Consider the following 24,261-nt stretch of genomic DNA (forward strand, 5'->3'; position numbering starts at 1 on the left):
TGATGAAAGATGTTATGTCGCAGCTTTCGAACTGTATGTTATTATCCGCTTATCAATAACTCTGCTTATATAAACAATGGTTGGTATACATAAAATGAGTGAAACTTTAAATAAAGTTTTGGATGCGGCCAAAGCAGTCACAACAGAGCCAGTAATGAATGTCGTTAATCAGAGGTTGTCCAATCCTTTTTTTCTATGTTTTATATCCTCATGGATAATCTGTAACTGGGATCGCGTTTTATTAATATGCTTCTCGCTCAGTCTGAGCATGGAGCAACGTATTGAAACAGTAAAAGCATTACCATCAAATACTGTTTTTTGGGGGGTTAGTATCCCTCATGCACATACATTTTGGTATCCATTTATTATTTCTATTATATTTGTTGTTGGTACTCCATTTCTCACATATGTTGTCGATATAATACAAAATGAAGTTCTTACGAAAAAAAACACTAATGATAGTAAAAGAAAACAAGACGTTTTGGATTTGAAAATCAGTGAGATCAGCAAAAATGTTGAGTATGAATATGCTGATGCAAAAGCACGACTGAAGGCTGAGAACGCAAATAAGGCGATCGAATACAGTACAAATGCTATCGAAGATAAATTTAATGATATGCAGGTAAAAGTAAGGGATTTGAGTTTTTCAATAAAAGAAAAAGAAAAAGAAATTGAGGCTCAAAATGTTTCTTATGTCCAAGCATCCTCTTCATTGTTAAAGATAAGAGAGGAGTTGGAGTTAAAGGGCAAAGAGTTGGTGGAGCTAAATTCTAAAATCATATCTAATCAAAAGAGATTGGATGGTATAAATCAAAAGATATCTAGTTTTACACTTCCTTTTACAAACCCCAGTTTGGGTTCGTTAGGTTCTCTAGACCCGTTAAATGTCTTGAATGTTGAAAATATACAGAAATTTGGTAAGGAAATACAAGATCTCCAGTTATCTAGTCAAATGCAGGATGACCGTGTTTCTAAGTCAGTCGATTCTAAGCTAGTTCAAAAAGCAGAATCCAAAATTTCTGATTTAACATCTAATAGGGAGGATAAAAAGGAGATAATTATAAAGAAACCAAAAGGCACCTAAACGGTGCCTTTTTTATGCAACTAGTCCGGCCTTTAATAAATCCAGAGTCATTTGCTTCTGTTCAGGTGAGAACGAATTGAGGATCGTCTGCACCATCAAGTCCCCGGTTTTGGCACTGGGACTTAACGTGTGCGAGAACGTCAGATTAAGTACGAAGGTATGACCACATTCCACGTCAGAACAGGCGCAGTAAATATCTGAAATATGAGGGTGCTTGGGATTCGTCTTTTTGATAATCGCCTTTGCCCCGCACTCCGGACATTTTACTTTTAGTACCCGCATATTCCGCGCTCCATCAACCTGAAAACGCCTATATTTTAGCCTTTTTGGGGGCATTAATCACCTTCCAGCTCGCTGTCTTTCAGGAAATTCAGGTACAAATGCTGCGGAATATCGCTCTGGCCAGCAATCGCCGCCGCAAACATGCGCTGAATAGGTAAAATTTCAGCCTTACGGTAGGTTTTAGCCGCTTTCTCAATATCTCCCATCACTGCGCCGTTCGTCGGGATAATTCCCGCCAGTCCGGCCGGGAAGCGATGCGCGGTCAGCACGTCCTGGGCGCTGATGCTCTTGATGTTCTGGAACTCATCTTTGGCGCTGATATCGCCAATCGGGATAAATTTGATGCCATCCGGATCGCCTTTGGGGATGTTCACGAACATAGTGCTGAAGTTCCCGATCCCCTTCGACTGTTCCAGCTTGCTGATAATCTCTTCTTCCACTTCGTCGGTCATGTTCGGGTCATTGGAATAGATGATTCCCCCGGTGTGAGCGCCGTTGTGGTAGTAGCGACGGCGGAAGATTGTCGCCTCACCGTTCAGCAGTGCGGAGTGAATGCCGCTGATGTAGTCAGGCAGGCCATAGACCGCCTGCTGCGGATCGTACTGTTTCAGGAAAATGATATCTTCCGCCGGATAGATCATCGGTTCAGCCTGTTGCAGTACGACGAATTCGCCTGTTTTACGCTGGCGGGTGTAGAGCGCCGGCAGCGGATACAGCGCCACCACATCCCCCCATCCGTTACGCACTTTCAGAATGGCCACATCACCGAACGTCAGCCAGTCGAATACGGCAGCGCCGAGCTGCTCATGCGTCAGCCCGCCATTCTCATAGTTAGCCGTCACCATGTTACGGCGGGCATACAATACACCGCCGTGCTGTGCATTCAGATTAACCAGCTGCGCCAGTGCCAGCCGGTCAATCGGCAGCGTCCAGTGCTCTGCCTCGTTGTCGTACCAGACATCGGTATAGTTTGTGCCGGTGGTCAGGATGGGTTCAGGTTTACCCAGGCTGATAAGGCTCATATGACGCGGTTTAGGGGCGCTGTGGCGCTCCCGGAATTTGCGTTTCTTCATGCTGCTTTCCCTAAGTTTCCCCAGCGGGATTTACGCTGGTTTCCGTAATTAAGTGGTTCATTGTCGATAGCGTGGGCGATAGCCCAGAAACTGTCTGCGTGGCCTGTCTCTGCTGTGCGGTCAGCGACGAACGTCATGGCGTTGCCGCTGGCCGTGGACGTGCGGCGGATGGTCATAAAGCTGGCGGCGATTTCCGTCTGCTCCTTATCCCATTCCACGCGGCCGTCTTCGATAACGTCGATCATCTTCATCACCAGGCGGTTTTTGGTCTCGACGCCGTAGCGGATAGCGACAGTCTGGCGCATGGCAAAGTGCTGAACGTCTTCATAGACACCGCTTCCCAGCCCGGTGATATCAATGCCGATATAGGTCATGTTGTACTGGCCAAACAGCTTTTTAATCTGTGCCGCCTGCCACTTCCAGTTCATCCCCTGCCAGTGAAAGACCCGGAGTACGCGGAAGTTTTCAACGGCCAGTACGGGAGGCGCGACAATCACAAAGGTGGACGTGTCGCCGCTACGTGCCGGGTCATAGCCCGCCCACACCTCGCGGTTGCCGAACGGCCGGGGCAGGTTTTCGTCATGGTCTTCCCAGGTGGCAGGATCCACACAGCAGCGCTCAACATGGGAAAACGAAAATACGCTGTCCTTACTGTCCACAAACACGCACATGTAAAGCATGTTGAACGTATCGCGGTTGTAGCGGTTGCGTAGCTTCTCGATGCTGGCCAGATTAAAACCGCCTGCGATCGCGTCTTCCATCGTGATGATGTAGCGCCACTGACCGTCTGGGCAGAGGCGTCCGCCGTCACGCAGCTGCTTCTCTGTCGGAAATTCGACCCGGGCGCGTTTTTTGTCGCCGCGCTTCCATTCTTCCCCCGTCCAGAACGGGTACGCCTGGTGGGTTTTGCTGCTGGGCGTGGAAAAGTAGGTGGTGCGCCATTTGTCGTGCGTGGCCATCGCACTGGCCACTTCGTTAAGTTTGGCGAAGTTCGGCACCCAGAAATATTCATCACAGTACAGGTGGCCGCTGTAGGACTGGGCGGTATTCTTGTTGGTGGAAAGAAAGCGCAGCTCCGCGCCGTTGGACAGTCGGATGGGGTTGCCGCTTAGTTCCACCCCAAAATATCTCTCCGCGATGTTCACGATGTAGCTGCGGAATACTTCCGCCTGGGCTTTGGATGCCGAGAGGAAGATTTGCGGATCGCCCGTCATCACCGCATTTTCAAACGCTTCTATTGCAAAATACCAGGTCGCACCAATCTGGCGGCTTTTCAGGATATTCCTGATTTGCTGGTGAAGATTGGCACGCAGGTGCTTCTGATACCCAAAGAGGGTCTCCTGCGCGAATCGGTCAAAGTCCTCCTGGGTGAGCTTACTGATATCGTTCTTTTTGTATTTTCCGCGTTTACGCGATTTTTCGCCGTCGCCGGACTGGCGCGGCGCGGCTGCATCACCTTCACTGTGTTTAATTTCAGCCAGCTTTTCCTGATGCTTATTATGCTGCGCACGCAGTTTCACCAGATGCGCCACAAGACTGTCCAGCTCGCGCAGTTCCAGCTCCGATTTACCCTCACGCAGCGTCAGCGACTGCACGCGGCGATTGAGCGCGTCTTCCGTAGATTCATGGCTGAGCAGCTCCGCCCAGGCATATTTCTCCGCCCAGTAATAAACGATACGTCGATTGGGTAGATTAAGTTCGCTGGCTATTTCCTGTGGGGTAAAACGTTTCAGATATAGCGCCCTTGCCACCCCTTTTAGTTCTTCACTGTATTTCGCCATTGGCTTCCTTGCCTTTTGCCTGTTTTGTTTAATAAGCCAATTATTCAGCAATCTGGACGTAATTTTTGAAAATTTAATCTTATTGATGCGGTAAAGAATCGATAACCGAATTTTTTCAAAATAATTGAAATGCGGAGATGCATTTTATTGGTGATACTGAAACTCGCAGAATGAACGGAGGCAATATGTCAGGTTCACAACTGGCAACAAACTGGATTTGTATCGCCACTGCGGGTGAAACGGTGGACAAACGTACCATTGAAGAACAATGGTTGCTTGATGCCGCTGAATTATATGATCCCTCTTTGTATACCGCGCTGTTATGGCCGGAACACTCCCGTAATTTCGGGAATATGGGGGAGGTGCTGGAAGTAAAAGCCGAGCGGGATGATGAAGATATTCTTCGTTTATATGCCCGTCTCTGTCCGGCAATTTCATTGCTACAGGCAAATGCAGAAGGACAGCTTTTATTTTTGTCACCGGAGTTTACACCGGATGGCAATTTCAGAAATACCGGAAAAACCTATCTTGAGGGGCTGGCTATTACTGACAGTCCTGCCGGAGTAAGCACCACACGGCTACGTTTCAGCCGCACAAAAGGTAAACGCGTCGGGCCATATAAGCCGCTGGCGTTTGATGAAGTCAGGGAATTTAAAAAGGAAAAGGGAATGTCTAAAACAGCAAAAAAAGGCTGGCGTCATTTTTTCAGTATCGAAGAACCGGAGCAGACTCCTGACCCGGATCCGGCACCGTCTGATGCCTTGCAGGCGCTGGCGGATGCGCTGGCCGCGCTGGAAGATCGCGTTAGCGCCATTGAGTCCGCTATGTCCGATGTACAGGACGATGTTGATACCGTGAAAGACGTGGTGGATACCGAAGATTTCGCGCGTCTGGTGGGCAACCTGCCGGAGCTGGTTAAGGGCTTCAGCAAGCTGAATGAAAAAGTCACCCGACTGCCGGCTAAGCAGTTCAGTAAGGGCAAAAAAGGCTTCAACTTCCTGTAAGGGATGATGCTGATTTTCTTTAAGGAAAATGAATATGCAATTGAATGCAAAAGCCCGTCAGTTTCTGCGTCAGTACCACAGCGGACTGCGTGAATCCTACGGTGCTAATGAGGATGACCGCTGGTTTGCACTGACCGACCCGAAAGAGACCCAGCTGCGCAATGCGCTGCTGGAACAGTCTGACTTTCTGAATTTCCTGACGGTCGCTGATGTTGACCAGTTACAGGGGCAGGTGGTGCCGGTTGGCAGTTCTGGCCTGTATACCGGTCGTGTGCTGGATGGCCGCTTCCGTAAGAAAGTGGGCGTGAGCGGTAATGACTACAAGCTGGTTGAAACTGATTCTTGTGCAGCGCTGACCTGGCAACTGCTTTCTGTCTGGGCGAATGCCGGCGATGAAGGTGAGTTCTTCCAGCGCGTGCAGGAATTTACCAACCAGTCCTTTGCGCTGGATATGCTGCGTATCGGCTTTAACGGTAAGTCCATTGCGGAAACCACGGATGCCGAGAAGAACCCGAACGGCGAAGATGTGAACAAGGGCTGGCACCAGATCGTTAAAGAGTGGAAGGATGGTCAGCAGATTATCACCGATTCGGTTGTGCTCGATGGTGACGGTAAAGGCGATTATGTGTCGCTCGATGCGATGGCATCCGACCTTATCAACGCCAAAATCCCGGCACAGTACCGTAATGACCCGCGTCTTGTGGTGCTGGTTGGTGCTGACCTTGTGGCGGCAGAATCTTTCCGTTTGTACCAGAAAGCGGATAAGCCGACCGAGAAGATCGCCGCGCAGCTGCTGTCTGACAGTATCGCCGGCCGCACTGCTTACGTCCCGCCGTTTATGCCGGGTAAACGTATGATTGTCACCACGCTGCCGAACCTGCACATCTACACCCAGCGCGGCACCCGCAAGCGTAAGGCTGAGTTCGTGGAAGACCGTAAACAGTACGAAAACAAATACCTGCGTAACGAAGGTTATGCGGTTGAGTATCCGGAACTGTACGCCGCGTTTGATGAAAGTGCGGTAACTATCGGGGCACCAGTAGTGCCACCGGCTGGAGAGTAAGGGGAACTGAATGCAACTGTCACCGGCACAGCGCCACAGTGCACGAATTGAAGCAGAGCGGTTACTGCGACAGCAGCAAGCGCTGGACACGGAAACCAGCCTGCATGTTCAGCTCGTGGCGCTCGAAAAAGATATTGCCGCAGCGGCGGCAATTGAGAGCCGCGTCGAACGTATGACGTTCAAGCGGGATGTACTGCTGCCGCGCTGGATGCCAACGGCGCAGGAGTGGCTTGACGGTGACGGAGCAAATCAGAATCCCGTTTTTGCCTGGTGTGTCGTCTGGCTGTTTGATACCGGCCAGTTTGACCAGGCGCTGGACTGGGCGGACGTGGCCGTAGCGCTGGGGCAGGAAACCCCGGCCGCGTTCGGCAGTACATTCCCGGTGTTTGTGGCGGATACGGTGTTGTCCTGGGCGGAAGCGGAAGCCGTTGAGGGACATGATGTAGAGCCGTATTTCGGCCGCACGCTGGAGAACGTAATGCAGCACTGGAATGTGTACGAGGTCATTAAGGCCAAATACCTGAAGTTTGCCGGTCTGCACCTGCTGCGCGATGAAAATGGAGAGCCACGCGCAGCGGCAACGGAAGACAGGGATGTATTGCTCCGGGCTAAGGAACTGCTGGAGCAGGCGAAGGGATTCGACCCTAAATGTGGTGTCGGCACGATGTTGCAGCGTATCGCTGCGCGTCTGCGGGCGCTGGATAAAGAGACTACAGGAGTCTGAGATGTCGTTTAAGCATGAGTTAGGGCAGGTTGTTGAAGTTTCCATTAGCGGCGAAGAGGGGCATATCAAAGCCCGCGCGGAATATACCAATAGCTGCAACCAGTATCTGATCCACTATCAGACCGCTGACGGCCGCGCATCTGATGCGTGGTTTGAAGAAGGTGAGATTCAGGCCGCACCGCGCGGCGCATAAGGCTACCGACCCGAAAGCGGGCGCGGTGGAGGGGATCGCATAAGCGTATCGCCCGTGGAAACCGGCCTGCCCGCTTTTTTTCCGGAGAAACAGGATGTTCAGCGGAACCTCTATTGATTTTGATGATGCCATTCTGACGAATGATGGCTTCTGGCCTGACCTGAGCGTGAAGGATTTTCAGTCCCAGCGCACCATTCCGGCCGATATCGACGCGGCCACCATCCGCCAGGCGCTGCTGACCGCAGCCGGCGAAATCAATGACGATCTCGTTAAGGTAGCCGCTAAATATCAGAGCGATGGCCACACCAGCGCGGAGGCCGTTCCGGGAGTGGTAATCGACGGCGAAAACCTGCTTTGCGCCCGCTATCGCAAAGCGGTGTATGCCCGCGCCAAAGCTGACCTGATGGGGGAGTTTGCGTCTGTTGGACGACGAGAGAGCCATCCGGGGCAGGAGAGTGACGAGACGCGCTCCAGCCTGATTGCCGAATCCACGCTGACGGTACGGCGTATCAAGGGGCTAAAACGTATTACGGTGGCCATGATATGAGCCAGTTAAAGCAACTGACCGATTTTCTCATTGCAAACATGCCTAAGCGCGCCATGCAGGGTTTTGACAGCCAGATGGACGAAATCACGTTCATTCCGGCACAGCGGGATAATGGGCTGGGGCAGTATCGCCTTGCCATCATTCGCTATAACGCCGTTCTGACGTGGGAGCGTTATCCCTACCGTGAGTACGATCCCAAAATCCTGATGGCGCTATTTATGTCTTGGCTGACGCAGGATGAGCGGGGGCTGCTGGAGGAAACCGGCATTGACAGCGAGCTGCCGGAGTTCGATATCGAAACCATCGACCAGGAGACGGCCATCATGGTGGTGACGCTGCCAATGGCGGAAGAACTGAATATGGTTCCCGATCCAAAAGGTGAGATCCCCTTCGATGGCCAGCGCTGGCGACTTGATGACCCGGAGGTCTGGACGGCGGAGGAAATGACCATCATCCCGCGTAATGAGGGGCAAAAATGATTCAGGGGGAGCTGAATCAGGAGCAGTTCCGGCAGCTTCAGACGGCGCTGGCCAGCCTTGAGTTACCGCCGCCGAAGCGCCGCCGCCTTCTGTGGCGTATGGCTAAATATGGCGTGGAAGCTGCGTCCAGGCGCAATGTGCGTAACCAGCAGTCTCCTGAAGGGGAGAAGTGGCCGGCAAGGCAGACGCGGCGTAAGGGCAAGATGCTGCGCAATATGCCAAAACTGATTCGCATCCGGGAGATGCCGGAAACCGAGTCCGTCAGGCTCTATCTTGCCGGCGGTCATTACCGCAACGCGAAAGGGAAACTCTCTGCCGGCGTCGTGGGGTATGTCCAGCAAAACGGGATGAGCGTCACCGTCAACCGTAAGCAGGTGGCAGGCCGTGAGCAGGGTGATAAACCTGCCTCACTGCGACAGGCGAAGCGCCTGCGCAAGGCCGGGTATAAAGTCAGGCGCGGTAAGCGCTGGCGTAAACCCGGATATAAGGAAATTCAGGAAAAAATGACCGCCCGTCAGGCTGGTCTGCTTATCCGGACACTGGAGGATAAGCCGGTCAAAACCTCCTGGCAGATTGATTTACCTGCCAGGGCGTTTCTGGGGATTAGTCAGGAAGATTTTAACAAAGCGCTGGCGCGGCAGCTTCAGGCTGTCGGGTTCGGTCTGGATGTTAACGCGCAGGATATCAGGGGGAGAGCATGACCTGGCCAAACGTAACCGTGAATCAGGTAAATCAGCTGCTGGGAGAAACCAATGAGGTGGAGCGCACGCTGCTGTTTATCGGTACCGGTAAAACAAATATAGGGAAGACGCTGGCCGTCAACGCACAGAGCGATTTTGACTCGCTGCTGGGTGACGGTGACAGCCCGTTAAAAAACGATGTACTGGCTGCACTGGCTAACGCTGGTCAGAACTGGTGGGGATTTGTCCATGTGCTGGCCGCAGACAGCGAGCCGGATGCGTGGGTGGCTGCGGTTAAAGCTGCGCAGGTGTCCTGTTCGGTTGAAGGGGTGGTGCTGTCGGATGATGTCACCGCCAAAGCGACCATTACCCAGGCGGCAACGCTGCGATCGGAGCTGACGGCGAAATATGGCCGCTGGGTCTGGTTCATTCTGGCGGTGCAGGGGATGCAGGATGAGGAGGCTCAGGCTGACTATCTGACCCGCCTGTCCACGCTTCAGAATGGTATTGCCGAAAAATCGGTACAGCTGGTTCCACGCCTCTGGGGTAACGAACCGGGCGTGCTTGCCGGCCGCCTGTGTAATCGTGCCGTCACTATTGCCGACAGCCCCGCGCGGGTGAAGACCGGGGCACTGCTGAGCATGGGGAGCGATGAGCTGCCGAAAGACGGTACCGGTGCGGTGCTGGAGCTGGCCACGCTTCAGGCGCTGGAAGCGCAGCGCTACAGCGTGCCGATGTGGTATCCGGACTATGACGGCTACTACTGGTCTGACGGCCGTACGCTGGACGTCGAGGGCGGCGATTATCAGTCCATTGAAACGCTGCGTATTGTGGATAAAGCCGCACGTCGCGTGCGTCTGCTGGCTATTGGCAAAATTGCTGACCGTTCGCTTAACAGCACGCCGGGCAGCATTGCCGCACACCAGACGTTGTTTGCCCGTCCGCTGCGCGAAATGTCCACTGCCGCGAACATTAACGGCGTGTCCTTCCCCGGCGAAGTGAAGCCCCCGCAGGATGGCGATATCACGATCGTCTGGAAGAACAAAAAGGCCGTCGATATTTACATTGTGGTGCGTACGTATGAGGTACCGCTGCAAATCACGATCAGCCTGTTGCTGGATGCCAGCCTGGAGGCAAACTCATGACCAGACGTATTTCGGGCATGTCCTTCGACTTCTATATGGATGGCGAGCTGGTACATGCGGAGAAGATTTCGCTCGATATCACCGACAACACCGCAGCAGCACAGACGCGCGGCGTGCCGGATGGCTGGGTGGATGGTGACGTGTCCGCAGAGGGGGAGCTGGAGCTGGCCACCAAGGCACTGGCGTCCATCAAAGCCCGTGCGCAGTCTGCCGGGTCGTGGCGCGGCATTCCTGAACTGGATTTTCTCTTCTATGCCAAAGCCGGCAACGAAGAAACCAAAGTGGAGGCGTTTGGCTGCAAGCTGCTGCTGAACAACCTTCTGGATCTCGATCCCAAAGGTGGAGCGCTGTCCACGCGAAAAATTAAGTTTCTCGTGACCAGCCCTAAATTTATCAACATTGACGGCATTCCGTATCTGGAAGCGGAAGCCACGGAAAACCTGATTGGATAAGAGGCAGGGATGCAGGACTACGAAAAAGGATTTATTGCGCTGGCCATCATGGGGGCGTTGATTGCACTGGGAAAGATGCTGAACAGCGGTGAGCCTATCACCGCCCGTTTACTGGCCGGCCGTCTGATTGTAGGCAGTGCGTTGTCACTGCTGGCCGGGGTGGCGCTGTATGTGGTACCGGACATTCATCCGCTGGCGCTGGTTGGGATTGGTTCGGGGCTGGGGATTCTGGGGCTGAACGGTGTGGAAGCCTGGCTCCGTAAAAAAGGGATCGGCGGTTTTCTGAATAAAGGGACAGGGAAATGACTCTTAGCGAAAAACAGCAGCTTTTCACCGTAATGGTGGCAAATCTGATTCAGTGGGCTGAAGAACACGGCTACCGTCTGACGTTCGGTGAAGCGTACCGCACGCCGGAGCAGGCTGCGCTGAATGCGAAAAAAGGCAGTGGTATCACCAACAGCCTGCATACCCAGCGTCTGGCCGTGGACTTCAATCTGTTCATTAACGGTCAGTACCAGACCGACAGCACGGCATACCTGCCGCTGGGCGAGTACTGGGAATCACTGGGCGGTACGTGGGGTGGGCGCTTCAAATCCCGTCCGGACGGCAATCACTTCAGCCTGGAACACAACGGGGTTCGTTGATGGAACATCCTGTGGTGAGAATTATTCTGGTTGTCCTGACGTTCTGTAGTGGCTGGACGGTGGCAGGGTGGCAGCGGGACAGTATTGACCTTGCGATTAGCCAGACGGCCACCGCTACCGGTAAGCAGCTGGCAGACGTGGCCAGTGCGTCGGGTCGAAAACTGGAGGCTCAGCTGGAGGCTTTGAAAAATGCGCCACCGCGTGAAATTCGTACCGAAGTGGTCAAGCCGGTCTTTACCAATCGTTGCCTGTCTGATGATTTTGTCAGCATGTACAACGAGGCCGCAGCCGGCACCGAGCGTGCGCTATCAGGAAAACCTGAAGACTAAATGTACCACGCAGCTACCGCGTCTGGCCGGAACGACTGGGCGGGATGCAGCTGAGTTATTAACCCTTTATCTGGACTTATACGGGCAGTGCGCTGCCCGACATAACCAGCTTATTGATGAAATTAATTTAAGAGAGAGCGTTATTTATGGAAAAAATTAATCTTACTGTTTGTGGCCAAGATATTACCTTTGAACCTAACCAGACGGCTTATAATAAGTTCATTAATGAAATGGCGATGGATAATAAAGTGGTGCCAGCGCACAATTATCTGACGCGTATTGTGGCGACGGAAAGTAAAGAAGCGCTGACCGACATTTTAAAACGTCCCGGAGCTGCGCTTCAGATTGCGGGTAAGGTTAACGAGCTTTACGCGCCAGAGCTGGAAATTGAAGTAAAAAACTAACCAGACGAGTCCAGACTATTGAAGAGAATGGACTCGAACAATATCTGATATTGCGCCGTTATTATCTCCCGCATGGGGAAGATACCGTGGATGATATTTCCGCTGCCATATGGCTGGATAATCGCCACTGGGAGAATATGCGCGTTGCGGTGGCTAACGGAATTAGCACGGCATTTAAAGGCACGGAATGAAACAGCTAGATTTTACATTAAGCCTGATTGATAAACTGACCCGCCCTTTAAAACAGGCGCAGGCCAGCGTATCCGGCTTTGCGGAAAAATCAAAAAATGCCTTTAAGCAGATTGGTGCCGGTTCGCTGGCCATGTGGGGTGTTGCTCAGGCTATTCAGGGGGCATTGTCGCCGGCCATTGAGATGTATGACGCGCTGAACGATGCCGCCGCTAAAGGGATTGATGATACCTCGCTGAAGACCGTGCAGCGTGATGCGCTGCGCTTCAGCATGACCTACGGTGCCAGTGCCGTGGAGTTCGTGAAGTCAACCGAAAGTATTAATGCTTCCATTGCTGGCCTGAGCGATACCGAGCTGCCGAAAGTGACAAAGGTTGCCAATACGCTGGCGTTTGCCATGAAATCCACCGCTGCCGAAACGTCGGAATTTATGGGGCAGATGTTCGGTAACTTTTCCGCTGAGGCGGCGAGGCTGGGGAAAGTCCCGTTTGCCGAACAGCTGGCGGGCAAGATGGTGTACATGCGCAAAACCTTCGGTACCGAGATGGGAACCATCAAAGACCTGATGGAGGGCGCGCGCGGCGTCGGGACGAACTACGGTGTCGGGATGGACGAACAGCTGGCGGTGCTGGGGCAACTGCAACGCACGCTTGGAACGGAGGCCAGTAGCGCCTACGAGGGCTTTATGACCGGCGCGATTGATGGCGCTAAAAAGCTCGGACTTTCGTTTACCGATGTGAACGGCAAAATGCTGTCCATGCCGGATATGCTGACGAAGCTCCAGAACAAGTACGGTAAAAGCCTGGACGGCAACCTGAAAGCGCAGGCGGAGCTGGATGCCGCCTTTGGCGACAGTTCGGCAGTGGTCAAGCAGCTGTATGGCAACGTAGCTTTACTGCAACGCAATATCACCGAGCTGGGCGGGGCTGACGGGCTGAAGCGTACGCAGGAAATGGCGCAAAAGATGGTCAAGCCGTGGGATCGCTTCGTGCAAATCCTGAAAGCTATCCAGACGGTGATTGGTCTGACGTTGATCCCCGTTCTGTATCCGGTGCTGAATCGCCTGGCCGATATGGGGCAGACGTTTGCCCGCTGGATGCAGATGTTCCCCAATATCGCGCGCGTTATCGGGTATGCAACGCTGGCATTGCTGGGCTTTGCCGCCGTGGGCGCGAGCGCCAATATCGTGATGGGTATCTCTAAATTCATCATGATGGGATGGACGGGCATCTGGAAGGTACTGACATCTGTCACCAAAATTTACAGCGCGACCGTCTGGCTGGCGCAGAAAGCCGTTTTAGCCTGGAATATTGTCCTTAAAACCCTGCGGGGTGTTCTGCTTGCGGTGCGTATGGCCGCGATGCTGGCCGGTATCAGTATCAATCTGATGAGCTGGCCGGTGCTGCTGATTATTGCAGCGATTGCGGCGCTGGTCGTGGGCTGCTATCTGCTGGTTAAGCACTGGGATGCCATCAAGGCCGCCGTCATGAACAGTGCAGCCTTTAAGGCTGCGGCGGACGTGGTGAAGTGGCTGGCGGGTGTGTTCAGTTCAGCATGGGATTCGATCGTCGCCGGCTGGAACAGCTTCATTGCATTGCTCACCGGTTTTTCGCCGTCAAAGGCGCTAAGCGGTATGGCCAGCGGCATTGTGACGCTGTTTGATAACGTCTGGCAGACTATCAAAGGCGGGTTCCTGAAGTCCTGGAACTGGATTGTCGGCAAGCTGAACAAAATCCCCGGCGTTAATATTGAGCTATCTCCAGTCGTTACTCCCGGAAACAATAAAGCTGTGGGCGGAGTGATGCCGCCAGTGATGCAGAATAATTACGCCGGCAATATTCAGCAGTCGCTGACAGCCAATACGCTCTCAACCGGGGGGCAACTAAAAGGCGTCGACCGGGGCGGTATCAGCAGCACTATCAGCAAAAATTCAAAAGCCGTAACGGACAACAGCAAGACGATTGGTGAAGTGCATTTCCATACCAAAGAAGCGCTTTCACCGGCTCAGCTAATGGAATGGCAGGAGCTTAATTAATGAGTGATGTGCTTTATATCGACCTGCTTATTGAGGGGCGAAACTTTGTACTTAACACAGGCAGTGAGCCAGAGCTGTGCAATAACCGTAAAAGTATCGGCCAGGATGTAGTCCATTCAATTATCGAAAGCGGGCTGGCCACGCAGTTAATTGCCGAGCGCAGCCCGACCTTACGCGCAGATATTTTTACCCAGCTGGAACTGCTGGTTGAAAGCGACGATCGCATCGTGCCGGGTACGGTGGAAATCAGCGAGGAAAGCACTAAGCGGCTGTGGGTGACAGCCGGTACGTATGACTTTGGCAGCATTACATATCAGGTGAACCTATGACGGAAAAGCCGCAGGTCGATTTTGAAGAGGTGGTGAAAGCCAGCGGGATGCCGGTCACGGAAGAGGAGGTGCGCACCCGTTTCGATGCCGTTGTAGCCGATGAAGGGCTGATTACCAATACATCCCGTATGTCACCTTTCTGGCGGCTGATTACGGCGATTGTAACCGCACCGGTGATGTGGCTGAAAGATGCGCTGGTTGCTGTGGTCATGCCCGGTATGTTCGTGGCCACCGCCACCGGGCAGATGCTGCGTCTCCTTGCCTGGGCGGTGAACGTCACCCCAAAACCGGCCAGTGCAGCCGAAGGTGTGATCCGCTTCTTCAAGGATGATGTTAAGCAGGCGGTGACGGTTAAAGCCGGCACGGTGATACAGACTGAGCGTATTAACGGCAAGGTATACGCCATGACCACCGTCGCTGATGTTACGATCCCCTCCGGCACATCCAGTGCTCTGCTGGAGGTAAAAGCGACAGGAACGGGGGGAGCGTACAACCTTGCGCCGGGGTATTACCGCATTCTGCCCGTGGCCGTGGACGGTATCAGCCACGTCGCCAGTGAAGAAAACTGGCTGACGGTACCGGGGGCGGACGAGGAGAGCGACGACGAGCTGCGCGAACGCTGCCGTAATCAGTTCAATCTGGTCGGAAATTACCATACCGATGCGGTATATCGTTCGATGATTGCCGGCGTGGCGGGGCTGAGTATTGACAGGATCTTCTTTGAGCATGATGCGCCGCGCGGACCTGGTACCGCCAATGCGTATCTGTTGCTGGACAGCGGGGTGGCGTCTGACCCGTTCATTGATGCCGTTAACGACTATATCAACACGCAGGGACATCATGGCCACGGCGATGATATGCAGTGCTTCGCAATGCCGGAAACCCGTCACGATCTTGTCGCCACAGTCTGGGTTAAAAACCTGAGCAACCTGAAGCAGGAGCAGCAGGACAACCTCAGAAAGGGTATTGAAAACCTTATCCGCTGCGCCTTTCGGGAAAATACCGACTATGACGTTAAGAAGACGTGGCCATACGCGCGCTTTTCCTTCTCACAGCTGGGGCGGGAGATCCACAAGACGTTTCCGGACACGGACTCGCTGGAATTCTCGCTGAAAGATATCACCAGTGAATTGAGCGTGCCGCGCCTTAACTCACTGACGGTGGAACTACAGGATGAGTGATTTTCTTAAAAAGCTGGCCGGCATGGTACTGCCGTCATGGATGAACCAGGGCGAGCCGCAAAAACTTCTGAAAGCGGCGCAGACCTTCTGGGCGGAGACTTACAGCTGGATAACGTGGCCGCTGCGCCAGTTTGACCCGTTGACCTGCAACGAAACAATACTGGGTCTCATCGCATGGGACAGGGATATCAGCCGGTTTAACGGTGAACCGCTGAAGCTGTTTCGCCGGCGCGTTGCTTACGCCTTTATGAATGCGGCCGATGCCGGCTCCGTTCAGGGGTTTATCAATATCTTTGACCGGCTGGGGATCGGCTATGTGGAATTACTGGAGCGTCAGCCGGGGATTGACTGGGACGTGATACTGGTTCGCGTCACCGACAATCAGATCTCAGACAACACGCAACTGATGATTCAGATTATCCGCCAGTACGGCCGTACGTGTCGGCGCTATCAGTTTGAGGTGATCACGTCTGAGACGTTAGCCATCCGGGCGGGATGGGATCAAGGTGAATATTTGGTTTATCCGGCAAGGATTGCCGTCACGGACAGCAGCAGCGGCGCGACATTCAGCGCACGCTTACAGGGAGAGTAGTTTATGTCACAGACAGCTATCACGCTGGTATTTGAGCAGTGGAAAGCACAACAGGCTTCAACGGGCGAACCTGTCCTGCTCGATGAGTTTGTTTTCGCCCTGGTACCGGGGCTTGACCCGGCTTTACCTGTCGATCGCAGCGAAACGTTGCCACCGGCCGCGCAGATTGTTCACCGCGCAGCAGTCGTCCGTAAGGGGGTAGTGAATGAAAATGCAGTGGTGCATTCGGCGGTGCTGGGTGCAGATGTGGGGGACTTCGTCTTCAACTGGATTGGGCTGATTAACAAGGCCAGCGGTACGCTGGCGATGATTGTCCATGCACCTGAGCAGCAGAAGCTGAAAACGAAAGAAGGTCAGCAGGGCAACGTGCTGACCCGCTCGTTCCTGATGGAATTCACCGGCGCACAGACCGAAACGGCTATTAACACGCCGGCAGAGACCTGGCAGATTGACTTTACCGCCCGTATGGCCGGAATGGATGAGCGTCAGCGCCTGGAAAATATTGATATTTATGGTGCCGGTGCGTTTTTCGGGGATGGGTATCTGGTTGGTAAAACGGGGAATCAGTATTTTGTCACGCAAGGGGCGGGATACGTTGCCGGCCTGCGTGCTCAGCTTGCCGCAAACCAGAATATTACGGTTACAACCAGGCCGGTAAAAGTATGGCTGGATGTTGCCTGGTCCGGGACGTTAACCAGTGAATGGAAGGTGCAGAGCAAAATCGTGGTGACTGATAATCTCACTGATTATGCTGAAAATGGCGTGCAACATTACGTCTTTGCCCTGGCGGATATTGATGCCAGCGGCAACGTCACCGATCTGCGCCCAAAGGGAACGCTTGATAACCAGGCCGCCAGTGATGCGCTGAAAAAACATGAGCAATCGCGTAATCATCCCGACGCATCAACATCCGCTAAAGGCTTTACGCAATTAAGCAATGCCACTGACAGTGATTCTGAAATCCTTGCTGCAACCCCGAAAGCAGTAAAAACCGTCAGCGATAATGTCACGAAACTGGAAAAAAGCCTGGGTACTGCGGCTAAAAAAGACGTTCAGGAAAGCCGCGACGACATTACGCCGGGGCGCGTGCTGGTTAACGGTGGTGCGCTGGCGTTGCGAACGGTAGCCGCCAGAGCGGGTACGGCAATCGCCGATGCAAGCGCCCTCCCGGCTAACTCTGTGAGCTTCTGTTATGCCGATGCAGCATTTTCACCGGGCTATGAAGCTACCATTCTTGATGTGGGCGGACTTGGTGGGAATGGCTATCGCGTGCAGTATGCCGCGTCATATGCGGACGGGGGGAAGCGGCTTAAATTCCGCACCTTAAATGCTGATAATGGCTATTGGGGAAACTGGACTAACGTTCTGACGAATTATGGAGGTGACGTTGACCATCTCAGTAACGCGAGCTATTACCATATAAACCCGGCTGCATGGCCCGGTGTTGGTACATTTGCAGCCCAATACAGCAACCCGGTAGCGCCTTTCACCATCCCCTTTGGCCGCGTAACGCCGAAGGGACAATCTCAGTATTTACCAATCATCAAAGGTCTTTCTGCAACAGAAGGATACGGCTTTGGTGCCGCCGTTAGCTTTGGCATCCTGCGCTCAGGGAATAATGATTTTGGTAAAGCCGTTATTCATATCATTGGGGATAATGGCAAAAGTGCCATGCTTTCGTTTGATACAGACGGCTTATTTGCCGTACCCGCCCAGCTTTATAGCGGCGGAACTATTGTTTCTGAGGGTGATATAACTGCGAAAGGGGGGAATATTCACGCCGCTGGGCAGCTTGACTGTGGTGGGAATATTGTTGCCGGTCAGGGTCTGTATGAGTCAGGCGGTTTAGTCAGGGTTTACTCAAGTAACAACCCGCCGCCCCAGCAGGATTTAAGCCCTTATGCAACAGCATCATGGACTATCGCGAACTTCCTGCAAGGGGGGCTTAGGCTGGCATCGGCAGGCGTCGCGACAAACGGAAATAATGATAATGAATTTGCATATGCCCCTAACGGAACGGTAGTTACTGCTGTGCAGCAAAAAACGAATTACACGGCGGTACAGTATCGTTCTCTTCAATATAACATCGGCGGAAACTGGTACACAGCATGGGTGGCTTAATGACGAAGCAATCTGGAGTGTTTAAAAAATATGACCCATTAGATAAGTGGGGGAAATATACCCCGGCGAAGGTAGCTAAACTATCGCCGGAGGAACTCGAATTATATTACGTTGCTAAATCACCAGAGGTGAATATCGTTTTCCTGAAAGATGATAACGGCAATGACTGGTATCTGTGGCTCAAGACGCTTTCACAGGAAACGCTAAAGATATCATTTAACCCTGATACGAAAGAAATTATCCATTTCTCTTATGATGCAAGCGCAATTTTCCCGATTAATCAGATTGTCGTTGAAGTCGCGCCGGAGAATGTACCGGATGAATTTACCGCAGCGGGCGAAAAAGCATTAGGCGGAGCATTTCTTTTTGATGGTGGGGAGGTTATTGCTGCACCTATTGATTATGAGGCAGAGGCAGAGCGTAAAAAGCTGGAGTTATTAAACCAGGCGAATAACGTAATTGCCACGCTTCAGGATGCCGTTGATCTGGACATGGCGACCGAGAAAGAAACAAAAATCCTGCCGGAATGGAAGAAATACCGCGTGTTGTTGAACCGGGTTGATGTTATCAAACCGGTCTGGCCTGAGGTGCCGGAAAATGTGGCGTGAGGCAAAAATCGCATTTACTGATGCTATCGCGTCAGTAAGCTGTTCCGTCATACCCGCGCATCCCTGGGTTTATGGTCTGGGGCAGCAGACAGAGAACGGGGCCTATCTCAGCCCCGTCAACGCAATCTCATATCTGGCCGAAAAGCTGGCCGGAACAGGTGGTAATGCTGATGTGGTGATTATGATGGTCGCTGGCCAGACGCATGACAGCTTTATGAACAGTCTTAATCAACTGGTAGATGTTTTTCCGTCGCCGGCTTTCACTCAGGTAAAGCGCCTGGCGCAATCCACCGCAGTGCTGGCCATAGAGAAGATGCAGATCCCCGCTAAGTATACAGCAGGTCTGGCTGATGCACTTCCGCTGTCAATCCCAACCAGCAGGGCGGCACTGGCCGCAGCGGCAGTACAAAAAGCGCAGGAAGAAGCCGCCGCAGCGGTGGATATCGGCGCGCTGAAGCAGCAGCTGGACGATTTTAGCCAGCTGCGCGATAGCCTGCTGGGCGATATCGCCGGCAGTCTTGAGGCGTTGCAGGGCAAAAGCGCCAGAGCATGGGTGTTTACTGGCAGCGGTGATTTGGCTACCACGTTGCTGGAGCTGGTCAAGGGCATCCCGTTGCAATCGGCGGTTTACTCTGCGGCGATGATGCTGACCGGCGATGATCTCGACGGCATAAAAGGAATGATACATGACCTCGAACCCGACGCTGGCGCTTAACGGAGAAGCTATCCAGCTTAAAAACATGCGCGTAACCATCACGCAGCAGTTTCAGGATAAAGACCAGTCCGGCCAGACCAGCGCTACGACCAAATCCGAACAGGGGGCGAAGGGCAAGGAGCTGCGTGTGTCCGGTGAGGTTCCCTTTAAGGATAAGGCAATTTTGCGCCGCATCTTTGAGCTGGCCAGCGCCACCGATGCCAGCGGAAAACGGCAGAAATACCGTGTGGCGCATGAGCAGGCGAGGGCGGTGAATTTTCGTGAAGCCACCTTTACTGGCACGCTGGATGCCCCGCAGCAGGACGGGAAAATGTCCTGGCTGGTGACGTTTACGCTGACCGAGCATATCAGCGTCCAGGAGAAGAAAGAGGCCAGGGCGAGCAGTAAAACGACGGCGAAAAAGCAGGGCGGTACGGCCGGAAGTGCTGGCCAGTCTGCTGACGAAGATGATGAGAAAATGACGTGGTTTGAGCGCAAAGTCCTGAAGCCCGTCAACGATGCGCTGGGGTAAGGATGAAACCGATAAAACGCCTGTATCTGTCCACGGATGAGGTACATCTCGCTGACGCCAGTCTGGTGCTTGAGCTGAACAGCTGCGGCCGGGGATTTATTACGGCCGAAACTGACCAGGATTATACCGGCAAGCTGGTACGTCTTAATGTGGGCTATACAGACCTGCTTTTGCGGTGGTTTACCGGGTATGTGGAACGGTCGCAGCCGGCTGATAACGGTTTTCAGCGGCTTTTTGTTCGTGAGCTGGTCGGGGTGTTTGAACGCCTGTGGCCATGCTCACTTCAGCACCCCACTCTGCGCAGCGTTGCTGGCTGGCTGGAAGAGAACAGCGGCATTACGGTGACGGTACCTGATGCCGGCTACACTGATAAACCGATCCCCCACTTCACCCACAGCGGCAGCGGGTACCAGCTGCTGAATAATCTGGGTAAAGCCTTTGGTATCACGGATTACATCTGGTATCAGCTGCCGGATGGCGGGCTGTATGTGGGAGGCGCGGAAAAGTCACTCTTTGCCGGCAAATCGGTAGATATCCCTGCCGGGTTCAGCCAGGGTGCAGCTGGCGGTAACACCATGACGTTACCCGTTGTCCAGAGCCTGCGGCCGGGGGTTGAAATGAACGGCGAACGCGTCACTAAGGTACATCTGACTAATGATACGATGTCCGTTACCTGGACACCCCGCAACCGCGCCACCGGCAGGCCATTGCAAAAATCACCGGTACAGCGACAGGTTGAAAGCCATTTCCCTGAGCTGGCGTCCGGGCTGCATCTGCCGAAGTTCGCCAGGGTGATTGCGCCGACAGAAGCAGTAAAGAGCGGTAACTTTTCGGATCCGTTCCGTCCGCGCTACGCCGTGGACGTGCAGCTGCTTGACGCAGACGGAAAACCCGACGCGCAAACGCCCGTTTATTCTGCTGTTCCACTACCGGTACCGATGGCTGGTAATGATTCCGGCATGTACCAGTTCCCTCCTGAAGGGACGCTGGTAGAAGTTGCCTTTACTGACGGCCGGCCGGATAAACCATTTATCCGCCAGACCGTGCCGGATGGTACCAGCCTTCCAGATATCAAACCCGGCGAGCAGCTCCAGCAGCAGCGGGCGGAAGTCTCCCAGCGGGTGACGCAGGCCGGCGACTGGGTACGGCAGACTGACCAGACGATCAGCGAAACATCGATGGCCAGAACGGTTAAGGCAGACACCGAAAGCCGGGAGCTGGTAAGCAGGGAAACGACCATTAAGGCCACGGATAAGACCAGCGTTATCGGCACCTCCACGCTGATGGCCGGAGCCATTCAGCAGATCAGCACAGGCAAATTTAGTCAGGCGATTCAGGGGAGCCGGCTGGCCACGGTCGGCGGCAATGATGAAATTGCCGTGGCCGAAAATGTCACAGTTACGATCGGCAAGAGCCTGACGGAGCAGATTGGCCAGATTCGGAAAAGCGTTGCAGCCGTACAGCAGCAGATTATCGCGCCAGTGGTATGGATCGGTTCCGGCAGCATTAACGTGGCGCAGCTGATGCTGGATACGCTTGATGTGGTCAAGCAGCTGGCAGAACTGACGGCCAGCCACACGCACAGCAATACCGGCACGCCGACGAACGCCGGCGACATCCGCAGCACCGGTACGAAAGCTGACACACTGAACGGTAAATATTCCCCCGTTATCGGCAAGTAATCCCCATCCCACCCGCTCATCGTAGCGGGTTTTTTGTACCCCCTCTCAAACGTCTCAGAACGCTCACAGCGCAGCGCATCATTACACCCAGACAAACATACTCCCGCACTCAGTGCAGCGGCGCACGCCTGCGCCTGCGAATCCTGACGGCGACGAAATAACGACGGAAGTGACGAAAACGGCGCTACACCGCACCCGCCTGCGGTTTTTGTGTTGAGAATGATTTCAGTTTTTCCGGTGGTACAAAACACCCCGGCAGACCGCGTCAGCGCTAGGGCTTTAACGTCCGATCCCAAACTGAAATGTGTGAAACAGATTTCAGAGATTTCAGTTTTTGGACAATGGCCAGCCGGTCGCCTCTGAAGGGAAAGCCTTGCTCCATGCGGTGTCAGGTGTGATTACGTAACTTTTTACGTAACGGTCGGAGTGGGATCTCGTTAGCGTTTAAAAACAGAGAGTCGCAGCTGGCGCGGGTTTGCGGGGAGCCGCACGAACTGGCGCAACTGAAATACTTTGCACAGCTCCGCCCGCGCCCATTCCTGCGCACACATGCCGCTATCAGTGACCAAATCAGTAACAGATAGAGATACAAACTCACTAACAAATCAGGATGATTTCTAACCAATCTGGATATTTCCAAAAATTGAAGGGGGGCATCGGAAAACCGTCACAAACGTCACAAGATTTATAAATTCTATATATCTATATGATATTTAATAATAAATAAGCATATCTATAACCATCACAAAAGCATCACATAAGCATCACAGTGTGACGGTCTTAAAACATCACAACTCTGTTTTATAAGTGACTGTATTTATTGAGTGTGACGGTTTGTGTTACGTTTTGTGATGGTTTGACCGTCACAAGGTTTAGTCAATTAAATCATATGGTTGATGGCTGTTTTTAATGGCTGTGATGGTTGTGACGGTTTTCCGATGGCCGACTTAAATACGGGGCGAAGCTAAGCTCATGTTTATTAACATACTGCTCTCTGATGAGAATTGATCGTTATGGGCGATCAATTAAGCGAAACCGATCGTTCTAAGTAATTGGAATTAAAGCTGAGTGGGGCATATGGTGAGCGCAATCCAACAACAGGATGAAGATAATCAAATGAAATTTTTTGCAATGAAGCACTGCCAGGATTGCGGTCAGAAGCGTTCTTTAATTGAAAGATTGTTTGCGATTGATGATGAGCGCTGCGATCTATGCCACTTCCGCTTTGTCAGGTCTGTACGTGAAAGAAGATAATCACGTTTGTATGCTGGCTCACGAATGTTTGAACGATTGATGGATCTTTATACGGCGGGCGCTTTGAGGTATTCTTTAATAAGTATTTAAGGCTGTCTGTATCAGCAGCTTTGGTGTTACAGAGGTTAATATGGCCAAACAATCAACTCATACAACTGTTGCAGCTTTCGCAGCGAGCCTACTGGCTTCACTCGCGCCTGTGCCAGCACAAAGTACAACTCTGCCGGCAACGGCTGTTGAAGTTAGTGGAATGCATGGTGTAGCTGCGTCCCTTACTTATAATTTACCGAGCGGACAGATTTATCTGCCTCTCAATGAAGCCGCTGACTACCTTAACCAGCTCAATGAGCGTCAGAGATTTCTTTTGAATGCTGTCGTTCGCGACAGGCAGAGCAGAGGAAAGGGTCCTTTGTTCGCGATCTCTTCTCGAATGAAGCGCCTCTGTTCCGATGGACTCAAAAACCATGAGCGCATAAAAGAGGCCATCCAGCTGGTGATGAAAGGGGATAATATCTATAAGACTTTCCCCGGCGATTTGGCGAGACAAGCTAAGTACAAAGCCGATCTTATGCGTTTTGGTCGTGCTCTTGCTCAGAGTGAGTTTCTTTACCGTGATATGTTGTCTTATATGGAACAAAGCGAGGCTCCTAAAAAGACTGTGCATTTAACTGACATGCCAGGGGACGAAGAAGTAAAAGCCTGGATTAAAGCAGAGCACAAAAAGCTTGGGCTGAATGCATAGGGGCTGTGTTGATGGTTTGCATAGTAAGCGTTCATGCTGACGTAGAAATGCCGGACGTGGCCAGTAGTTATGCCAAAGCTTTTGAGAACTGGAAAAACTCAGGCGTATTACCGGATCGTTTTGGTAGTGAAGGGCAGTGGGAAGATAATTCAAGATTGTGTGATTCTTACGTTTACAAGCTCCATATTCGATTGCCCTCAGAGCCTGGATGGAAGAAGACAAAAGCACAGATTGACAGGCATTCAAATCACTACCTGGTATTTTCAAGACACTGGCTTGATTACGATAACATTCAGGTTATCAGCATTATGAGTCCCAACGGCCATGAGAAGGCCAAGACCTCTTTCATGGCTGAACTGGAGAGAAGGGCCGAAGATTTTCAGAACAGCTAAACCCCGCATATGCGGGGTTTTTTCTG

General features: G+C 52.8%; 30 protein-coding genes. 27 read left to right on the forward strand and 3 right to left on the reverse strand.

Features of this window, described 5'->3' with window-relative positions; translation table 11 throughout:
- Positions 1 to 94 precede the first annotated feature (94 nt).
- Complete coding sequence (locus FU672_RS17375) at positions 95 to 1,084, forward strand: hypothetical protein (RefSeq protein WP_187360824.1); 990 nt, start codon at positions 95 to 97, stop codon at positions 1,082 to 1,084.
- Positions 1,085 to 1,096: 12 nt separating this feature from the next.
- On the opposite strand, the gene FU672_RS17380 is transcribed toward FU672_RS17375, so the two are convergent.
- The 3 genes from FU672_RS17380 to FU672_RS17390 are packed head-to-tail and all read right to left on the reverse strand — an operon-like array spanning position 1,097 to position 4,220.
- Entirely contained in the window at positions 1,097 to 1,420 is a 324-nt protein-coding gene (locus FU672_RS17380) for an Ogr/Delta-like zinc finger protein (protein ID WP_148244181.1), read from the reverse strand.
- Complete coding sequence (locus tag FU672_RS17385) at positions 1,420 to 2,439, reverse strand: phage portal protein (protein WP_148244182.1); 1,020 nt, start codon at positions 2,437 to 2,439, stop codon at positions 1,420 to 1,422. The genes FU672_RS17380 and FU672_RS17385 overlap by 1 nt, the downstream gene beginning before the upstream one ends.
- On the reverse strand, positions 2,436 to 4,220 hold the full coding sequence (locus FU672_RS17390; RefSeq protein WP_148244183.1) for a terminase large subunit domain-containing protein: 1,785 nt from the start codon (positions 4,218 to 4,220) through the stop codon (positions 2,436 to 2,438). The genes FU672_RS17385 and FU672_RS17390 overlap by 4 nt, the downstream gene beginning before the upstream one ends.
- A gap of 185 nt (positions 4,221 to 4,405) precedes the next feature.
- Between FU672_RS17390 and FU672_RS17395 the strand changes: the two genes are divergently transcribed.
- The 26 genes from FU672_RS17395 to FU672_RS17515 all read left to right on the forward strand — a co-directional run bounded on the left by FU672_RS17395 (position 4,406) and on the right by FU672_RS17515 (position 24,235).
- Positions 4,406 to 5,224, forward strand: a complete 819-nt coding sequence (locus tag FU672_RS17395) for a GPO family capsid scaffolding protein (RefSeq protein WP_148244184.1) — start codon at positions 4,406 to 4,408, stop codon at positions 5,222 to 5,224.
- A 34-nt stretch (positions 5,225 to 5,258) separates the two neighbouring features.
- On the forward strand, positions 5,259 to 6,287 hold the full coding sequence (locus FU672_RS17400; RefSeq protein WP_148244185.1) for a phage major capsid protein, P2 family: 1,029 nt from the start codon (positions 5,259 to 5,261) through the stop codon (positions 6,285 to 6,287).
- Between the two features lie 10 nt (positions 6,288 to 6,297).
- Positions 6,298 to 7,011: a phage terminase small subunit gene (gene gpM / locus FU672_RS17405; protein ID WP_148244186.1), complete on the forward strand. Its 714-nt coding sequence runs from the start codon at positions 6,298 to 6,300 to the stop codon at positions 7,009 to 7,011.
- Position 7,012: 1 nt separating this feature from the next.
- On the forward strand, positions 7,013 to 7,204 hold the full coding sequence (locus FU672_RS17410; protein ID WP_086626637.1) for a hypothetical protein: 192 nt from the start codon (positions 7,013 to 7,015) through the stop codon (positions 7,202 to 7,204).
- A gap of 94 nt (positions 7,205 to 7,298) precedes the next feature.
- Positions 7,299 to 7,751, forward strand: coding sequence for a head completion/stabilization protein (locus FU672_RS17415; protein ID WP_148244187.1), 453 nt, complete (start codon positions 7,299 to 7,301; stop codon positions 7,749 to 7,751).
- The gene (locus tag FU672_RS17420) at positions 7,748 to 8,230 is read left to right on the forward strand and encodes a phage tail protein (protein ID WP_148244188.1); all 483 of its coding nucleotides are present in this window, start codon (positions 7,748 to 7,750) and stop codon (positions 8,228 to 8,230) included. The genes FU672_RS17415 and FU672_RS17420 overlap by 4 nt, the downstream gene beginning before the upstream one ends.
- The gene (locus tag FU672_RS17425; protein ID WP_148244189.1) at positions 8,227 to 8,931 is read left to right on the forward strand and encodes a phage virion morphogenesis protein; all 705 of its coding nucleotides are present in this window, start codon (positions 8,227 to 8,229) and stop codon (positions 8,929 to 8,931) included. The genes FU672_RS17420 and FU672_RS17425 overlap by 4 nt, the downstream gene beginning before the upstream one ends.
- On the forward strand, positions 8,928 to 10,055 hold the full coding sequence (locus FU672_RS17430) for a DUF2586 domain-containing protein (RefSeq protein WP_148244190.1): 1,128 nt from the start codon (positions 8,928 to 8,930) through the stop codon (positions 10,053 to 10,055). Before FU672_RS17425 ends, FU672_RS17430 begins: the two co-directional genes overlap by 4 nt.
- Positions 10,052 to 10,507, forward strand: coding sequence for a phage protein (locus FU672_RS17435; protein WP_148244191.1), 456 nt, complete (start codon positions 10,052 to 10,054; stop codon positions 10,505 to 10,507). Before FU672_RS17430 ends, FU672_RS17435 begins: the two co-directional genes overlap by 4 nt.
- A 9-nt stretch (positions 10,508 to 10,516) precedes the next feature.
- Complete coding sequence (locus tag FU672_RS17440) at positions 10,517 to 10,813, forward strand: phage holin family protein (RefSeq protein WP_148244192.1); 297 nt, start codon at positions 10,517 to 10,519, stop codon at positions 10,811 to 10,813.
- Positions 10,810 to 11,151: a M15 family metallopeptidase gene (locus FU672_RS17445; protein ID WP_148244193.1), complete on the forward strand. Its 342-nt coding sequence runs from the start codon at positions 10,810 to 10,812 to the stop codon at positions 11,149 to 11,151. Before FU672_RS17440 ends, FU672_RS17445 begins: the two co-directional genes overlap by 4 nt.
- Entirely contained in the window at positions 11,151 to 11,480 is a 330-nt protein-coding gene (locus tag FU672_RS17450; RefSeq protein ID WP_148244194.1) for a hypothetical protein, read from the forward strand. Before FU672_RS17445 ends, FU672_RS17450 begins: the two co-directional genes overlap by 1 nt.
- Complete coding sequence (locus FU672_RS25190; RefSeq protein WP_148244195.1) at positions 11,452 to 11,640, forward strand: hypothetical protein; 189 nt, start codon at positions 11,452 to 11,454, stop codon at positions 11,638 to 11,640. Before FU672_RS17450 ends, FU672_RS25190 begins: the two co-directional genes overlap by 29 nt.
- On the forward strand, positions 11,627 to 11,884 hold the full coding sequence (locus FU672_RS17460; protein ID WP_148244196.1) for a putative phage tail assembly chaperone: 258 nt from the start codon (positions 11,627 to 11,629) through the stop codon (positions 11,882 to 11,884). The genes FU672_RS25190 and FU672_RS17460 overlap by 14 nt, the downstream gene beginning before the upstream one ends.
- Positions 11,885 to 11,934: 50 nt before the next feature.
- Positions 11,935 to 12,075: a DUF6890 family protein gene (locus FU672_RS25475; RefSeq protein WP_410053333.1), complete on the forward strand. Its 141-nt coding sequence runs from the start codon at positions 11,935 to 11,937 to the stop codon at positions 12,073 to 12,075.
- Positions 12,072 to 14,108 (forward strand): phage tail tape measure protein, encoded by a 2,037-nt coding sequence (locus tag FU672_RS17465; protein ID WP_148244197.1) that lies wholly within the window; start codon positions 12,072 to 12,074, stop codon positions 14,106 to 14,108. The genes FU672_RS25475 and FU672_RS17465 overlap by 4 nt, the downstream gene beginning before the upstream one ends.
- Positions 14,108 to 14,437, forward strand: a complete 330-nt coding sequence (locus FU672_RS17470) for a DUF2590 family protein (protein WP_148244198.1) — start codon at positions 14,108 to 14,110, stop codon at positions 14,435 to 14,437. The genes FU672_RS17465 and FU672_RS17470 overlap by 1 nt, the downstream gene beginning before the upstream one ends.
- Entirely contained in the window at positions 14,434 to 15,618 is a 1,185-nt protein-coding gene (locus tag FU672_RS17475; protein WP_148244199.1) for a baseplate J/gp47 family protein, read from the forward strand. Before FU672_RS17470 ends, FU672_RS17475 begins: the two co-directional genes overlap by 4 nt.
- Positions 15,611 to 16,210 (forward strand): phage tail protein, encoded by a 600-nt coding sequence (locus FU672_RS17480; RefSeq protein ID WP_148244200.1) that lies wholly within the window; start codon positions 15,611 to 15,613, stop codon positions 16,208 to 16,210. Before FU672_RS17475 ends, FU672_RS17480 begins: the two co-directional genes overlap by 8 nt.
- A 3-nt stretch (positions 16,211 to 16,213) precedes the next feature.
- Positions 16,214 to 18,331, forward strand: coding sequence for a phage tail-collar fiber domain-containing protein (locus tag FU672_RS25195; RefSeq protein ID WP_262349027.1), 2,118 nt, complete (start codon positions 16,214 to 16,216; stop codon positions 18,329 to 18,331).
- The gene (locus FU672_RS17490) at positions 18,331 to 18,939 is read left to right on the forward strand and encodes a tail fiber assembly protein (RefSeq protein ID WP_148244201.1); all 609 of its coding nucleotides are present in this window, start codon (positions 18,331 to 18,333) and stop codon (positions 18,937 to 18,939) included. Before FU672_RS25195 ends, FU672_RS17490 begins: the two co-directional genes overlap by 1 nt.
- Entirely contained in the window at positions 18,929 to 19,654 is a 726-nt protein-coding gene (locus FU672_RS17495) for a hypothetical protein (RefSeq protein ID WP_148244202.1), read from the forward strand. Before FU672_RS17490 ends, FU672_RS17495 begins: the two co-directional genes overlap by 11 nt.
- Positions 19,626 to 20,165: a baseplate complex protein gene (locus FU672_RS17500; RefSeq protein WP_148244203.1), complete on the forward strand. Its 540-nt coding sequence runs from the start codon at positions 19,626 to 19,628 to the stop codon at positions 20,163 to 20,165. Before FU672_RS17495 ends, FU672_RS17500 begins: the two co-directional genes overlap by 29 nt.
- Before the next feature lie 2 nt (positions 20,166 to 20,167).
- A complete protein-coding gene (locus FU672_RS17505; RefSeq protein WP_148244204.1) occupies positions 20,168 to 21,847 on the forward strand; it encodes a hypothetical protein in 1,680 nt (559 codons plus the stop codon).
- Positions 21,848 to 23,231: 1,384 nt separating this feature from the next.
- Complete coding sequence (locus tag FU672_RS17510) at positions 23,232 to 23,843, forward strand: iron-sulfur cluster assembly scaffold protein SufA (protein ID WP_148244205.1); 612 nt, start codon at positions 23,232 to 23,234, stop codon at positions 23,841 to 23,843.
- Between the two features lie 11 nt (positions 23,844 to 23,854).
- Positions 23,855 to 24,235 carry a type II toxin-antitoxin system YafO family toxin gene (locus FU672_RS17515; RefSeq protein WP_148244206.1) on the forward strand — a complete coding sequence of 127 codons (381 nt, stop codon included), beginning with the start codon at positions 23,855 to 23,857 and terminating at the stop codon, positions 24,233 to 24,235.
- Positions 24,236 to 24,261: the final 26 nt, after the last annotated feature.

This window comes from Enterobacter asburiae, from assembly GCF_008080435.1.
GTDB lineage: Bacteria > Pseudomonadota > Gammaproteobacteria > Enterobacterales > Enterobacteriaceae > Enterobacter > Enterobacter asburiae_C.